Source organism: Dyadobacter sp. HNCC25DJ183, assembly GCF_056895175.1.
This window is the reverse complement of sequence record NZ_JBXHAP010000005.1, coordinates 322622-337974: the sequence shown is the minus strand read 5'-3', so window position 1 is coordinate 337974 and position 15353 is coordinate 322622. Positions and strand designations below refer to the sequence as shown.

Here is a 15353-nt window from a genome sequence, read left to right as displayed (position 1 = left end):
TAATCTGATTTCATTAATGGCGCCTTTCGGCGCCACGACTAGAAATTAGTCCAGTGTAATCTCCAATGCTAGTCCGCGAAGCTCGTGAACAAGTACGTTGAATGACTCCGGAATATTTGGTTTTGGAAGGTTCTCACCTTTCACGATCGCTTCATAGGCTTTTGCACGGCCAACCACGTCATCAGATTTCACGGTAAGGATCTCCTGAAGAATGTGTGATGCACCGAATGCTTCCAAAGCCCACACTTCCATCTCTCCAAAACGCTGACCTCCGAATTGTGCTTTACCACCCAATGGTTGTTGTGTAATCAAAGAGTACGGTCCGATAGAACGGGCGTGCATCTTATCATCAACCAAGTGACCAAGTTTCATCATGTACATCAGACCAACAGTTACAGGCTGATCGAATTTGTCGCCAGTAAGACCATTGTACAGATAAGTACGTCCCCAATCAGGTAACCCTGCTTCTTTCAATTCCGCTGCCACTTCTGCTTCTGTTGCTCCGTCGAAAATAGGCGTTGCATAGCGACGACCCAGTTTCAGACCTGCCCAGGCAAGAATGGTTTCGTAAATCTGACCGATGTTCATACGTGAAGGTACCCCAAGTGGGTTCAACACGATATCAACCGGTGTTCCGTCTTCAAGGAATGGCATATCCTCATCACGAACAATACGGGCAACTACCCCTTTGTTACCGTGGCGACCTGCCATTTTATCTCCAACTTTCAGCTTGCGTTTTTTAGCGATATAAACCTTCGCAAGTTTCACGATACCTGCTGGCAATTCATCACCAACTTCAAGCGCAAAACGATCGCGTTTGAAGCGTCCCATGATTTCACTTCTTGCATTGAGGTAGTTTTTCAAAACAAGAGAAATCTGGCGGTTTGTATCAGCATCCTCAGTCCATGAGTCTGTTAATACATCACCAATAAGGTTTACCTCCTCAGGAACGGCATACTGGCTCTCATCGCGGTAAGGGTTATTCGCTGGGAACAAGTTCTCAGAGATATTTCTCACGTTGAACTTCATTCCTTTGCTGATCAACTCATCTCCGAATTTGTGTTTAACACCCTGAGTCGTTTTGCCATCTGTTAATTGAACAAGCTTGTCGATAATGCGGCTGCGCAATGCAGTCAGATCACGGCTATACTTCTTCATTAAAAGACGCAGCTCGTCTTTATGTTTCGCACGCTCCTCCTTAGTTGGGCGGGAGAAAAGTTTGGTATCGATAACCACACCTTTCATTGATGGCGGCGCTTTCTTAGATGCGTCTTTTACATCACCAGCCTTATCACCAAAGATTGCACGAAGTAGTTTTTCTTCCGGAGTTGGATCGGATTCTCCTTTTGGAGTAATCTTGCCAATCAGGATATCACCTTCTTTAACCTCGGTACCAACCTGAACGATACCATTTTCATCCAGATTTTTAACAGTCTCCTCACTTACGTTAGGGATTTCAGCTGTTAATTCTTCTTCTCCACGCTTTGTGTCACGAACTTCAAGTTCGAATTCTTCAATGTGGATAGAAGTAAAGATATCGTCGCGAACAACTTTCTCAGAAATCACGATAGCATCCTCAAAGTTGTATCCCTGCCAAGGCATGAATGCAACCAAAAGGTTGCGGCCTAATGCAAGTTCACCACCTTCTGTACCATAACCCTGGCAAAGCGCCTCACCTTTCTTCACTTTCTGGCCTTTCAAAACCATAGGTTGCAGGTTAAGGCAAGTATCCTGGTTGGTACGACGGAATTTTACCAGATCATACGAAACGCTGTCCTCGATAAAGCTAACCAGACGATCTTCATCTGTTCTATCGTATTTAACAACAATTTTCTTCGCATCAACAAATTCAATCACACCGTCGCCTTCTGCAACAACCAATGCACGTGAATCCATTGCAACACGTTTCTCTAGGCCTGTTCCAACTATAGGCGCTTGTGGGCGCAATAATGGAACACCCTGCCGCTGCATGTTAGATCCCATCAATGCACGGTTTGCATCATCGTGTTCCAGGAACGGAATCAGCGAAGCGGCTACAGATACGATCTGGTTCGCAGCAACGTCCATGTAAGATGCCTGCGAAGGATCTACCATCGGGAAGTCACCTTCGAAACGTGTCTTGATTTTTTCTACCGTAAAGTTTCCTTCTTTATCAACAGACGCATTTGCCTGTGCGATATACTTAGAATCTTCTTCCTCGGCAGTCATATAGATAAGCTCATCTGTCAGCTTACCTGCGCCGTCAATAACGCGGTAAGGAGTTTCGATGAAGCCCATTCCATTCACTTTTGCAAAAACGCAGAGTGAAGAGATCAAACCGATATTCGGTCCTTCCGGAGTTTCAATCGTACACAGACGACCGTAATGCGTGTAGTGAACGTCACGAACCTCGAAACCGGCTCTTTCACGGGAAAGACCACCAGGTCCAAGTGCCGACATACGACGCTTATGCGTAATCTCAGCCAATGGATTCGTTTGATCCATGAACTGTGACAATTGGTTTGTACCAAAGAATGAGTTGATAACAGAAGACAATGTCCGCGCATTGATCAGATCAACAGGCTTAAAGTCTTCATTGTCACGCACATTCATACGCTCTTTAATCGTACGCGCCATACGCGCAAGACCTACACCAAACTGAGCATAAAGCTGCTCGCCTACTGTACGTACACGACGGTTTGACAAGTGGTCAATATCATCGACAACCGCTTTTGCATTGATCAAACCGATCAGATACTTCACGATGGAAACGATATCACCTGTTGTCAGAACGCGAACGTCAAGACTTGTGTCAGAACCTAGTTTTTTGTTGATCCTGTAACGGCCAACATCACCAAGGTCGTAACGTTTGTCACTGAAGAACAAGCTCTGAATTACATCGCGAGCAGTTTGTTCGTCCGGTGCCTCAGCATTACGCAATTGGCGGTAAATTTGCTCAACTGCCTCTTTGTCAGAGTTCGAGCTATCTTTTTGCAGGGTATTATAAATGATATTATAATCCGCTACGTTCATATCTTCTTTGTGAAGAATAACTGATTTCTGACCTGATTCGGTGATTACATCGATATCATCAGCCGAAATAGTAGAATCACGTTCCAGCAATACTTCATTACGCTGAATGGAAACTACTTCACCAGTATCTTCATCTACGAAATCCTCTGTCCAGGTACGAAGAACCCTTGCAGCCAAGCGGCGGCCTACTGCTTTCTTGAGGTTTGCAGGAGTAGCGCTGATTTCTTCAGACAATCCGAACAGGTCCAGAATGTCCTTATCAGACCCGAATCCAATTGCTCTCAAAAGAGTTGTAACCGGGAACTTCTTCTTACGGTCGATGTAAGCATACATCACGTTATTCACGTCAGTCGAGAATTCAATCCAAGATCCTTTGAACGGAATAATACGCGCAGAATATAGTTTTGAACCATTTGTGTGCTTGCTCATAGAGAAGAACACCCCTGGCGAACGGTGAAGCTGAGATACGATAACGCGCTCAGCACCATTGATTACAAATGAACCTCTTTCGGTCATGTAAGGGATATTTCCTAGGAAAACCTCCTGTTCAATGGTTTCGAATTCTTCATGATCAGCATCGTTACAGATCAAACGTAACTTTGCTTTAAGGGGCACTGCATAAGTAAGCCCGCGATCAATGGATTCGTCAACAGAGTATTTTGGTGGTTCAAGAAGATAGTCAATGAACTCTAAAACGAAATTGTCGCGTGAATCCGCAATAGGAAAGTTTTCAGCGAAAACTTTGTACAATCCTTCTCCAGAACGATCTTCTACCGAAGTATCCAAACTGAAGAAATCCCGGAACGATTGTACCTGGATTCCTAGCAAGTCCGGATAATCGATAATCTGATTGATCCTTGAGAAGTTCTTTCTAGGTGTTGTTGCTTTAATTGTAGCCAAGGCTATGTTTGATTTGGGTTAGAAGAAAAACCAGTGCGTCGAACTGAGTGTCGGGCATGGTATTAATTAGTTTTAAACCTAATCTAATGCCTCGTAGAGAATAAGATAACGGCCCCTTTTCTATCTTTTCTACGAGTAAAGAAGTGTTTCGGGCAGACTATCGGAGAAGATGGAGGTATACACAGCAAAAGCTGCTACCTCTAAACCAAACGTCAAAAAAAAGTTTTTCGTTTGGTATATACTCAAAATAGGAAAAGACCTGACGATTGTCAGGCCTGTTTCCTGTAATTATAGGATGCTGTTGAAAGCAAATTATTTTACTTCAACTTCTGCACCTGCTTCTTCAAGTTGTTTTTTCAAAGCTTCTGCTTCGTCTTTAGCAACTCCTTCTTTAACAGGTTTTGGAGCACCGTCAACTAGTTCTTTCGCTTCTTTCAGTCCAAGACCAGTAAGATCTTTAACCAATTTCACAACAGCCAGTTTGCTTGCACCAGCTGATTTAAGAATAACGTCAAAAGAAGTTTTCTCTTCAACTGCGGGAGCATCAGCACCGCCACCGCCAGCAGGACCTGCTACCATAACTGCACCAGCAGCTGCAGGCTCAATACCGTACTCGTCTTTAAGAATTGTAGCCAATTCGTTCACTTCTTTAACCGTTAGGTTAACAAGCTGTTCTGCGAAAGCTTTCAAATCTGCCATTTTATTTTTGATTTTTTGATTATACAATAAGATGATTTAAAAAGCTCCAATTTTCTTGACCCGGAGAGCTAAGCCTGGCTATTTAACTAGTCTTCTTTTTCAGACAAAGTTTTGAGGATACCAGCCAATTTGTTGCCGCCGCTTGAAAGAGCACCGATAACATTTTTAGCAGGTGATTGCAACAATCCGATAACTTCTCCGATCATCTCTTGTTTCGATTTGAGAGAGATCAGAACGTCAAGCTGGCTTTCGCCAACAAAAACCGCAGTATCCACAGAAGCTCCTTTAAACTTAAGCTTGTCGCTACCTGATTTTTTCTTGAATTCTTTTATCAGTTGTGCAGGAACTTTACCTGACTCCGGATGAAACATTACACCAGAAAATCCTTTCAAAACTTCATTGAATGAAGAATAATCCGTGTCTAACGTTTCGAGCGCTTTTCTAATCAATGTATTCTTAACAACACGATACTCAATACCGCGCTCAAAGCACAATCCTCTTAGCTGGTTAACCTCGCTAACAGACATTCCACTCGCGCTTGTAATATAGAAGTACGGAGTGCTAGCGAATTTTTGACTTAACTCGTCTATAATTACTGCTTTCTCTTCCCTTGTCATATTATAATCCTGGAATCGTGTTTTTATCAATAACAACACCCGGGCTCATCGTACTAGACAAGTGAATGCTTTTCACGTAAGTACCTTTTGCCGAAGATGGTTTAAGGCGTACCAAGGTGTTGATAACTTCCTGAGCGTTTTGTGCAAGCTGGTCAGTTCCGAAAGAAACTTTTCCTACGCTGGTGTGAATGATCCCTGTTTTATCAACTTTGAAATCAATCTTACCTGCTTTTACTTCTTTAACAGCTTTGCCTACTTCAGGGGTTACCGTTCCCGATTTAGGGTTTGGCATTAATCCGCGAGGACCTAATACTTTACCTAAACGTCCCACTTTTGCCATAACACTCGGCATAGTGATGATTACGTCGATGTCAGTCCAGCCTTGTTCTATCTTTTGGATATACTCGTCAAGACCAACAAAATCTGCTCCTGCTTCTTTCGCTTCTGCCTCCTTATCTGGAGTGCAAAGTACCAAAACACGCACCTCTTTTCCGGTTCCGTGTGGCAATGTCACCACGCCACGTACCATTTGATCAGCTTTACGAGGATCCACGCCTAAACGAACGTCGATATCCACAGATGAATCAAATTTGGTATAAGAAATCGTTTTAAGAACGTCCGCTGCCTGCTCCAGAGAGTAAGCTTGATTTGGGTCGTATTTCGAAAGAGCTTCTTTTTGCTTTTTGGTCAGTTTTCCCATGTTCTTTGTTTCGTTAGCGTATTAAAACCTACGCTTAGTTGTTTTCTTCCCATGGGGCTTTGCCTGCCACAGTGATACCCATACTACGAGCCGTTCCCGCTATCATCTTCATGGCAGAATCAATTGTAAAGCAGTTCAAATCTGGCATCTTAGTCTCAGCGATTGTACGAACCTGATCCCAAGAAACCGAACCTACTTTCAGACGGTTAGGCTGCGCCGAACCAGTCTTCACCTTTGATGCTTCCAGAAGCAAAATCGCGGCCGGGGGGGTCTTAATGACGAAGTCAAAAGACTTATCCTTATAGTATGTAATAACTACCGGCAATACCACACCCATTTTATCCTGGGTACGGCCATTGAATTGCTTGCAAAACTCCATGATATTCAAACCCTTCGATCCTAATGCAGGACCGATTGGAGGTGAAGGGTTGGCTTGGCCACCTTTTACCTGTAGTTTGACGTATCCACCTATTTCTTTTGCCATTGTTTTGGAATTTGTTGGGTCATTGATCAATCACGGTTCTAGTGCAAGTGGAAGCTTACCTGCCCGCTCTTTCTCAACTATCCTTTTCTACTTGTGCGTAACTGAGTTCCACGGGTGTATTACGCCCGAATATCTTAACAACTACATTGAGTTTTTTCTTCTCATCGAATACCTCCTCAACAAGTCCGATAAAGCCACTGAATGGACCGTCAACAACCTTGACAGTTTCTCCTTTGATAAAGGACATACTTGGAGCTTCTTCATGCTGCTCCGCCTCATCCACTTTACCTAAAATCCTGTTAATTTCCGATTGCCTGAGCGGAACCGGCACTTTCGAATTCCCCTCCGCATTTCCCAGAAATCCGATTACACCAGGGATACTTGTTATAATGTGGAGCACCTCACCTTTTGAAAGGTCAGCCGAAATGATGATGTAGCCAGGAAAAAAATTCTTTTCTCTGACACGTTTCTTACCATTGCGCATCTCATATATCTTCTCAGAAGGTATCAGGATCTGCGGAACAAACTCGGTTAATTTCTGCCGTGTTATTTCATTTTCAATGTAGGACTTGATTTTTTTCTCCTGTCCAGACACTGCTCTTAACACAAACCAATTTAGACTACTCATACCATTTAGGGGTTAAAATAGCCTCAGAAAGACTGATAAAACAGTTTTAATGCATTTTCGAACACGAAATCCATCACACCAACAACCAAAGCAAAAATGAGGGAACCCACCAGAACTAGAGTTGTATTTGCCTGCAATTCGTTGAAAGGAGGCCATGTAACATGCTGGGTGATTTCTTCCCAGGAAGCCTTCAAGAAAGAAGTAAACTTTTCCATTGTTCCTTTTAAATATGCACGGGTGGAGAGATTCGAACTCCCATCAACGGTTTTGGAGACCGCTATTCTACCCTTGAACTACACCCGTTTATCACTCAACCCATCCTTTCGGGCTGCAAAGATACGATTTATTTATAAAAAACAAGTGCACTCCGTAAGGAAATGCACTTGCTATTATTGCTTTCTTGATTAGTCAAGAATTTCAGTCACCTGACCAGCACCTACGGTACGTCCACCTTCACGAATCGCGAAACGAAGACCTTTTTCCATAGCGATCTTGTTGATCAACTTAACTTCAATTGTGATGTTATCACCAGGCATAACCATTTCAACACCAGCTGGAAGGGTAATTTCACCTGTTACGTCCGTGGTACGGAAGTAAAACTGAGGGCGATATTTGTTGAAGAATGGAGTGTGACGACCACCTTCTTCTTTCGAAAGAACGTAAACTTCACCTTTGAATGCAGCGTGAGGTTTTACTGAACCTGGCTTGCAAATTACCATTCCGCGACGGATATCTTCTTTGTTAATACCACGCAGAAGAAGACCAACGTTGTCACCAGCTTCTCCACGGTCAAGGATTTTACGGAACATCTCAACACCAGTAACGGTAGATTTAAGACCTTCTGCACCCATACCCAGGATATCAACAGGATCACCAGAGTTGATCACACCACGCTCGATACGACCAGTTGCAACAGTACCACGACCAGTGATCGAGAATACGTCTTCAACAGGCATCAAGAATGGAAGATCTGTCATACGTGGAGGAATTGGAATATAGCTATCAACAGCATCCATAAGATCTTCGATAGTTTTTACCCATTTCGGCTCACCATTCAAACCACCCAAAGCAGAACCTTGGATTACAGGAATGTTGTCTCCATCATATTCGTAGAAGCTCAAAAGCTCACGAATTTCCATTTCAACAAGCTCAAGAAGCTCAGGATCATCAACCATATCCACTTTGTTCATGAATACTACAAGTTGAGGAACACCTACCTGACGAGCAAGAAGGATGTGCTCACGAGTTTGCGGCATTGGCCCATCAGTAGCAGCAACTACGATGATCGCGCCATCCATCTGAGCAGCACCAGTTACCATGTTCTTCACATAGTCAGCGTGACCTGGACAGTCCACGTGCGCATAGTGACGATTGGCTGTCTGGTATTCTACGTGTGAAGTATTGATGGTGATACCACGTTCTTTCTCTTCAGGAGCATTGTCGATTGATGAGAAATCGCGTTTTTGTGCGAAACCTTTGTCAGCAAGTACAGTTGTAATTGCTGCTGTAAGGGTGGTTTTACCGTGGTCAACGTGCCCGATAGTACCGATATTTACGTGGGGTTTCGAGCGGTCAAACGTCTCTTTTGCCATGACTTAAGTACGCTTAAAATTAAAAGTTATTACGAATTTATTTAACACTACTGATTGATCCTGTTCAGCTTACAAAACCCAAGCGCTTCAAAACCAATTAACTAAATACAGAATCAAAATCTTACCGAGCTTTTGAGGGGATTTTAACCGCGCGGCGGACCGCGGCACCGGCCGCCCGGCCCTAACCTCTTCCTTACCAAGGAATGCTCTTTAAACTTACCGAGCTTTTGAGGGGATTTGAACCCCTGACCTCTTCCTTACCAAGGAAGTGCTCTACCCCTGAGCTACAAAAGCAAAACCCTTGTAAGAACCAAAAAGCGATTAGCGAAAAAGTTACAATTGAATGTTTTCGCTAATCGCTTCGACGGTGCTTCTAAATGAGCGGAAGACGAGGTTCGAACTCGCGACCTATAGCTTGGAAGGCTATCGCTCTACCAGCTGAGCTACTTCCGCATTTGTTATGCCCGATCCTGACTGGTAATATACAGGATTGTATTGGCATTAACTGTGGGGGCGGATGGATTCGAACCACCGTAGGCATACACCAGCAGATTTACAGTCTGCCCCATTTGGCCACTCTGGTACACCCCCGTACATCATTTCAACACTACCGCGAAACCGTTTGTTTCACTTTTTGGAGTCGCAAAATTATGGCCTTTTCTTAAATTCTCAAATTCTTTCGAAAAAAAAATAAATAAAAATACGGACTAAATCGAAAATCGTCGATTTCAGCCCGTATTGGCGTATTTCTCGTTTAAAATAGTCTTACACCAAAGCTCAGCATCCGTACTGCGGGTCCTCTGTTTTGCTCATACAGATAGTTTAAATCATAGTTAACAAAAAGGTCAGGAAATTTTCGGATCCCAATTTCGGCTGCCAGTCCGTACTTCAGATCTTCGATGTAAAAGTTTTTGCGAACGTGATCTACATCCTTACTTCCTACTTTCCGCAACTTGGTATAGCTGCCAAGCCGGTATCCGCCATACACGCCCGCACTCAGATAGGAAATAAATGAGCGGGAAAAACTGACTGTCGGCATAATGGAGAGGCTGACATAAGGGACAACCAGCTTACTTTTTTTCATCTCGATCTCTTTCCCATCTTCCATTACCGGCAAAAACTCGACCTTATCACTACCCTTAACCACTGTATGATTGTTATCAAACATCTGATTGTACCACGAGAAGTCGGCACCAAAATCAAGGTGGAATCCTGCATTCTTTCCTCTCGCTAATGTAGCGCTTGCAACATAACCCAGACTAATAAACCGCGAGCCAAAAGGCTTCAACTCATAACTTACCTTGTCGTAACCCGGCGTACTTTCATTAGCGCCGTATGTATTAAGACCAACAGCAACATTAAACCCTTTTCTCGGACTTGTACCCCAGCTAGGTCTGTAAAAACGCTTACCAGTCCTCCTGTACGTTGACTCAGTAGACACTTCCTCATCGCCATCTCTTACCTCAACTCCTTTGCCATTGATGGTAACCCTGGTATCGCCATCTTTCACATGAATACCACGCAAACCAATCCTGACGTAATCCTTTTCTTCCTTATCCCCGGGATCTTTGAGATAGTTAACTCCATTAAATTCTTCCCTTAAATAAGTTGTATCTGCATCTGTGCTGTCCAAACGTACCTTTAAATCTTTCAGCAATGCATTAAGATCGTACTTCATGATCTTTTCCAACTCCCTGCGGTTTTCACCGTAGATGATCAGCCGGGTTTTGTCTCCGAATGTTACAATAATGGAATCCCTTTCCGACGTCTCCTTCCGTTCATTATTCTTTGCAAATACTCCAACAGAGATGAATAGGAAAATCATTGTGAGCGAGGCAACTATTCTATTTTTCATGGCTAACAGATTACAATTTTGTTCTGGGGTTCTGATACTTTTCTGTTTTTTCTTCTTTGCTACGAAGCCGATCGTCAACTTTCGCGACCAGCGTTTTGGGATTAAACCCTACTTCATCCCAGTCGACTCTTTCACCAGCTCTCGCATTTTTCAGCTGGCGGAATACTTTCGAAAATTTTGAAGCCTTGGGTTTGTCTTCGTCATGATCCGGTTCAGATTCGACGGCCACAACAATTGTCCGCGTAGGTTCTGTTTCCAGGCTCACGATTGACGGCGTACTTATTTGTGGACTTACTGATTTCAGATTGACAGGCTCAGAAATTTCACGCATTAACGGAGTTTCATTTTGAGCTTGATCTTTCCCGGATTGCACAACTTCCAACTTTGCCAGATCCTGCTTTTGATTGCCGACTGAGTTATCAATGAGATCTGATTGTACCTTCTGGGTTTTCAAATCCGATTTCGCCGGCAAAACTTTCTTCAACAACTTTTCCTCGGGCACTTCGGCAATTTGGCGTTCGGCGTCAGCTGCATTCTCCATCGTTTCGCGCTGCAAAGCATCGACCGGTTGCTCTGGCTTAACCACTTCCTGCCTGCTACTGATCGCCTTTTCAGTTGTCAACGGACTATTTTGCAGAATCAGATATCCGCCTAATGCTCCTACCAGCACACTCGCCGCAGCATACCTCACCCAGCCAATAACCCTGGATTTTGGTTGTTGCTTTTCCTGAATTCTGGCCCAGGCATTTGCCGAAGGTTCCTTTTGTAAATCAGTCAGCTTGCGTTTGAAAAGATCATCAACAGGATGCTTTTTCATAGTCTACTTTTTTTTTAAATTCATTCTCCCACTCCAATACCATTTTCTGTAACAATGCTCTTGCTCTATGCAACTGCGACTTCGAAGTACTTTCGGTGATACCCAGCATTTCCGCGATTTCTGAATGGGCATAACCTTCAATTGCATACAAGTTGAAAACTGTTCGATAACCTGCCGGCAGGCGCTCGATCAATTCCAACAATTCCTGTGCTTCAAGATTTTGATCAGCCTGAATGTAGTCGGGGATGTTATGAGCCTCGTCGGACAGATTATCCTCCAGAATCCTCTTTTGCTTCCTGAGATAACCCAGCGACTCATTGACCATAATCCGGCGGATCCAGCCTTCAAAACTCCCGTCACTATTGAATTGATCAATTTTCCCGAATACTTTCAAAAAACCCTCAACCATCACGTCCTCAGCAGCCATTTCATCACATATATACCGGAAGCATAAACCCAGCATGCGAGTGCTGTATTTATGGTAAACCTGTTGCTGCGCCTTGGGATCTTCCCTTTTAAGTGCTTTAACAAGTTGTGCTTCCTGGCTAAATAGTGCTAAAATTTTACCCATTCTAACTGGTGGTTTCGGCTACAAGATGCTCATTCCTCCCGACGAGGTTGCACGTGCCCGATAACTTTTCTAAATTTTTGTAAAAAATATTCTGTCAGCTTCTTATAGCTTTGGCGCATCAATCTACTTTATTGCTTTAATATGCTCGACTCAGCTGCACCGATAGGAATTTTTGATAGCGGAATTGGCGGAATGACCGTCGCCAGCGCAGTTACGAGGCTCTTACCTCAGGAAAACACCATTTATTTCGGAGATACCGCGCATCTTCCCTACGGCGACAAATCTACTGCTGCGATCCAGGCTTACTCCATCAAAATCTGCAATATGCTGCTACAGCAAAACTGCAAGTTGATCCTAATTGCCTGTAATTCTGCCTCTGCGGCTGCATATGAACTTGTACGCGAATACGTTGGGAGCAAAGCCAAAGTCTTGAATGTAATTGATCCGGTCGTAGACTATATCAAAGAGCATTACGACGGCAAAACTATTGGACTGATCGGGACAAAGCAGACTGTATCTTCCAATGTGTACAAGAAAAAAGTGGATGCAATTGGAAAAAACATCCATTTAAAATCACTTGCAACGCCGCTGCTGGCTCCCATGATCGAGGAAGGTTTCTTTGACAATACGATCAGCGAGAGCATTGTTGCCAGCTATTTGTCTGATCCCGCTATTTCCTCCATTGAAGCTCTGATACTAGGATGTACGCACTACCCATTGATCAAAAATCAGATCAGTAAATTTTATGGGAATGAAGTAGAAATTCTTGATACTTCTGAAATCGTCGCCCATTCACTGCGGGCGTGGCTGGAACAGCATTATCTTGTCAATGAAAAAGGTAGTGGAAATCGTCAGTTCTACGTGTCAGACTATACTTTGTCCTTCGAGCAATCAACTTCCATATTCTTCGGCAAACAGATCCAATTAGAGCACTACCCGCTTTGGGAATAATGTTATCTGTAAAGTAGCCGCACAGGGCCCAGCAGGCCTGACGGCATCGGTTCCCAGCTCTTTGCGTCAAACTTTTTGTAAGTGATATCAACGATATTGATGTCCTGAAATTTCTTCCAATCTGGTTGCTGCGTGTCGCGGAGCCGCATGTAGTTTGCTGAGAGATTAGTTACCTCGATGTCGAGTACATTGCCCTTTGACTTCAAAACGTTTGACGGGATTGTTCCAAGGAATGGAACGGACCAGAAAGTACCGAGCTCCTTTCCATTGATCTTCACACGTGCAGACTCCCGCACATCACCTAAGTCCAATTCGAATGATTCTCCTTTCAATATCTCTGCTGGCAGATCGAAGGTAACCTGGTATTTTGCCTTACCAGAAAAATATTCAGCAGAATCAGGCAATGTAGTCCATGAACTAAGTCTCGAAAGTTTTGCGGAAGCTGGTAACGAAGGTTTTCCCTCCATAAAAGTAAGGTTCCAATTCCTATTAATCTCAAATATTTGCGCCGGCTTTTCAGGCGCTATTTGTGAAGCTGACTGGCTGCCTACTTCCAAAAAGCAGGATTGTCCTGGCTTTAACTTCAGGAATACTTCTGCCTTTTCACCAGAACCTCTCTGAGCAAGTGCAGCTCGGCCATTCAGCGGATCGAGTTTAAAGAATCTTCCTTTTGCATTTAGCTTGATCCATCCTTCCTGGAAAGTATTGCCAAGATTTGTCACAAAATAAACCGGTCGCCCATTTTGATCTTTCTTCCTGATATAAGTCAAACCCTTGTTCGCCATTTCCTCCGGGGCAATGTTGATCTCACTTAGAAAGCGATTCAGTTCTGTTCCGATTTTGACATTTTCAAGGCGAGCTAGTCTGACTGACATTTTCTCGAATTCTGCCTGCTGAGTGGCGTGATCGTCAAAGCCGGTAACGATGGAAGGCATTTGCTTTTCAAAAATAATCTTTGCGCCAGCTTCTGCCAATCGGTGCAATTTGGAGAGCGTCGACTTTGGCATGTAAGTACTTGCCGGAATGACAATCGCTTTATAAGATGCATTTCTCGAGGTCAATGTACCGGATGCGGATATTTTCAGTTGTGCTAATTGAAGATCCGAAACAAAATCAAAGGAATACCCCTCTTTCCAGAGCTTTTCGGACAATTTTCCAAAAGGTAGACCCAGCAACCAGCGATCCACGTGATGCACTTCCAACAAATGCACATTACCCGAAGATTTCGATTTGGTCGCCCACAAATCATGAATAGGGAAATAAACAAGCAGGTCATTGTCGGGCTTGGTATCTTGGAGAATACTTTGGCATTTCTCTACATACCGGTTTAATAAAGGAAATTCACGCGCAAAATGAGAAGTAGGTCCAAAGTTGGTTGACGCATAAAAGAGCCAGCCCGGATACGCTTCATTTTGCGGTGAATAGGTAGTTCCGTGATAAAAAATGTGGTTGATTCCCGCTGCAAATAATTCATCAATCTGCGGCTTCAATTGGGATAAAGAAACTTTGAAATGATTGGCGAGCCAGGTTCCGGTTTCTGAGCTGACGAGCTTCTTACCATTGAAATTAGCTGCTGAGGAAGCAAACTTCATCGCCAGCGCATTGGGCGTGCCAAACTGATCAATGGAATAATCAGGATCAATGCGTACGCCGGGAATATCAAAGCGGCTGGTACCAAATGACTCGGTCTCCGGAATGTCCGCAGCTGCATACAGATCGAGCAAGTTACCTGGCGAACCGTGTGCCTGGTAACGCGTCATAAACCGATGTTCCCGGCTCCACTTCGTCCATGGCAATGCATATCTCTCCAAAAGCAATTCTGCCAAAGTCTGGTGATAATCTATTCTGATCAATGTACTGTCCACATTGCTCGTCGAGTCGGATAATGCAGGTAGATGTTGCACTAATGTATACTGCCTCCTTTTTGCAAACTGATCTGCAAAATCATTGGTCCAGTTCGCACCATAAGCTTCGTAGGAATCCATATACATAGACCGCGGCAGTCCTTTAATATTCCTGAAAGCAGAATCAAACCTTGTCAGGTACTGCGGCATTGCGTCGGCATGAAATGGATCCAAAACGTATCCTTCGCCTCCGGGTGCCGCGCGCTTCACTTTCTGGCCGGTAGGTTTTACTTCAATCCTGCCATTAACAATGGACATATTCTTCGCTGCCATCTCGGCGCTCGCATTCGGCCCGCCAAATGGCCAGCCGGTCCCCGTGGTCAGGTCCACTCCAATACCTAGCTTCTTTCCTTCTTCCACCGTGAATTGCATTACATCAATCCACTCGGCTGACAGAAAAGGAATCGCCTGCTGCTCCTTACCTTTTACACCATAAATGGGTATGATATGAACCCCGCCGACTCCGGAATTTTTGAAGAGTAGAAGTTGAGCCTTGATATCGGGTTTCGTAACAGTACTTCCCATCCACCACCAATATGTCCAGGGCTTAGTAGTAGAAATGGATTGCGCCTGTACATTCAGGCTTACAAACAGGATTAGTATAAATAGTAGCTTTCGCATAA

At 44.0% G+C, this 15353-nt stretch carries 13 protein-coding genes and 4 tRNA genes; 1 reads left to right on the top strand and 16 read right to left on the bottom strand.

Annotated features, from left to right (window positions below; all coding sequences use genetic code 11):
- Positions 1-45: 45 nt before the first annotated feature.
- The 15 genes from rpoB to AC1XTG_RS14775 all read right to left on the bottom strand — a co-directional run bounded on the left by rpoB (position 46) and on the right by AC1XTG_RS14775 (position 11875).
- A complete protein-coding gene (rpoB, locus tag AC1XTG_RS14845; protein ID WP_056291152.1) occupies positions 46-3912 on the bottom strand; it encodes a DNA-directed RNA polymerase subunit beta in 3867 nt (1288 codons plus the stop codon).
- 312 nt (positions 3913-4224) lie between these two features.
- Positions 4225-4611 (bottom strand): 50S ribosomal protein L7/L12, encoded by a 387-nt coding sequence (gene rplL / locus AC1XTG_RS14840; RefSeq protein ID WP_056291214.1) that lies wholly within the window; start codon positions 4609-4611, stop codon positions 4225-4227.
- A gap of 86 nt (positions 4612-4697) precedes the next feature.
- Positions 4698-5228, bottom strand: a complete 531-nt coding sequence (rplJ, locus tag AC1XTG_RS14835) for a 50S ribosomal protein L10 (RefSeq protein ID WP_031528320.1) — start codon at positions 5226-5228, stop codon at positions 4698-4700.
- 1 nt (position 5229) lies between these two features.
- Positions 5230-5928, bottom strand: a complete 699-nt coding sequence (gene rplA / locus AC1XTG_RS14830; protein ID WP_031528321.1) for a 50S ribosomal protein L1 — start codon at positions 5926-5928, stop codon at positions 5230-5232.
- Positions 5929-5962: 34 nt separating this feature from the next.
- A complete protein-coding gene (gene rplK, locus AC1XTG_RS14825) occupies positions 5963-6412 on the bottom strand; it encodes a 50S ribosomal protein L11 (protein WP_026631777.1) in 450 nt (149 codons plus the stop codon).
- Positions 6413-6485: 73 nt separating this feature from the next.
- The gene (gene nusG / locus AC1XTG_RS14820; protein ID WP_031528322.1) at positions 6486-7040 is read right to left on the bottom strand and encodes a transcription termination/antitermination protein NusG; all 555 of its coding nucleotides are present in this window, start codon (positions 7038-7040) and stop codon (positions 6486-6488) included.
- A gap of 23 nt (positions 7041-7063) precedes the next feature.
- Positions 7064-7255, bottom strand: a complete 192-nt coding sequence (gene secE, locus AC1XTG_RS14815; protein WP_056291150.1) for a preprotein translocase subunit SecE — start codon at positions 7253-7255, stop codon at positions 7064-7066.
- Between the two features lie 17 nt (positions 7256-7272).
- A tRNA-Trp gene (locus AC1XTG_RS14810) sits at positions 7273-7343 on the bottom strand.
- A gap of 101 nt (positions 7344-7444) precedes the next feature.
- Positions 7445-8632 carry an elongation factor Tu gene (gene tuf, locus AC1XTG_RS14805; RefSeq protein ID WP_031528324.1) on the bottom strand — a complete coding sequence of 396 codons (1188 nt, stop codon included), beginning with the start codon at positions 8630-8632 and terminating at the stop codon, positions 7445-7447.
- A 222-nt stretch (positions 8633-8854) separates the two neighbouring features.
- Positions 8855-8926, bottom strand: a tRNA-Thr gene (locus tag AC1XTG_RS14800).
- A gap of 86 nt (positions 8927-9012) precedes the next feature.
- Positions 9013-9085 (bottom strand) — tRNA-Gly (locus tag AC1XTG_RS14795).
- 55 nt (positions 9086-9140) lie between these two features.
- Positions 9141-9223 (bottom strand) — tRNA-Tyr (locus AC1XTG_RS14790).
- 163 nt (positions 9224-9386) lie between these two features.
- Positions 9387-10487: a hypothetical protein gene (locus AC1XTG_RS14785; RefSeq protein WP_056291148.1), complete on the bottom strand. Its 1101-nt coding sequence runs from the start codon at positions 10485-10487 to the stop codon at positions 9387-9389.
- Between the two features lie 10 nt (positions 10488-10497).
- The gene (locus AC1XTG_RS14780; protein WP_484842490.1) at positions 10498-11304 is read right to left on the bottom strand and encodes a hypothetical protein; all 807 of its coding nucleotides are present in this window, start codon (positions 11302-11304) and stop codon (positions 10498-10500) included.
- Positions 11285-11875 carry an RNA polymerase sigma factor gene (locus tag AC1XTG_RS14775; protein ID WP_484842489.1) on the bottom strand — a complete coding sequence of 197 codons (591 nt, stop codon included), beginning with the start codon at positions 11873-11875 and terminating at the stop codon, positions 11285-11287. Before AC1XTG_RS14775 ends, AC1XTG_RS14780 begins: the two co-directional genes overlap by 20 nt.
- 141 nt (positions 11876-12016) lie before the next feature.
- On the opposite strand from AC1XTG_RS14775, the gene murI reads away from it, so the two are divergent.
- Entirely contained in the window at positions 12017-12826 is an 810-nt protein-coding gene (gene murI / locus AC1XTG_RS14770) for a glutamate racemase (RefSeq protein ID WP_056291144.1), read from the top strand.
- A 2-nt stretch (positions 12827-12828) separates the two neighbouring features.
- Here the strand turns inward: murI and AC1XTG_RS14765 are convergent, their stop codons facing one another.
- Positions 12829-15351: a glycosyl hydrolase gene (locus AC1XTG_RS14765; RefSeq protein ID WP_484842488.1), complete on the bottom strand. Its 2523-nt coding sequence runs from the start codon at positions 15349-15351 to the stop codon at positions 12829-12831.
- Positions 15352-15353 lie beyond the last annotated feature (2 nt).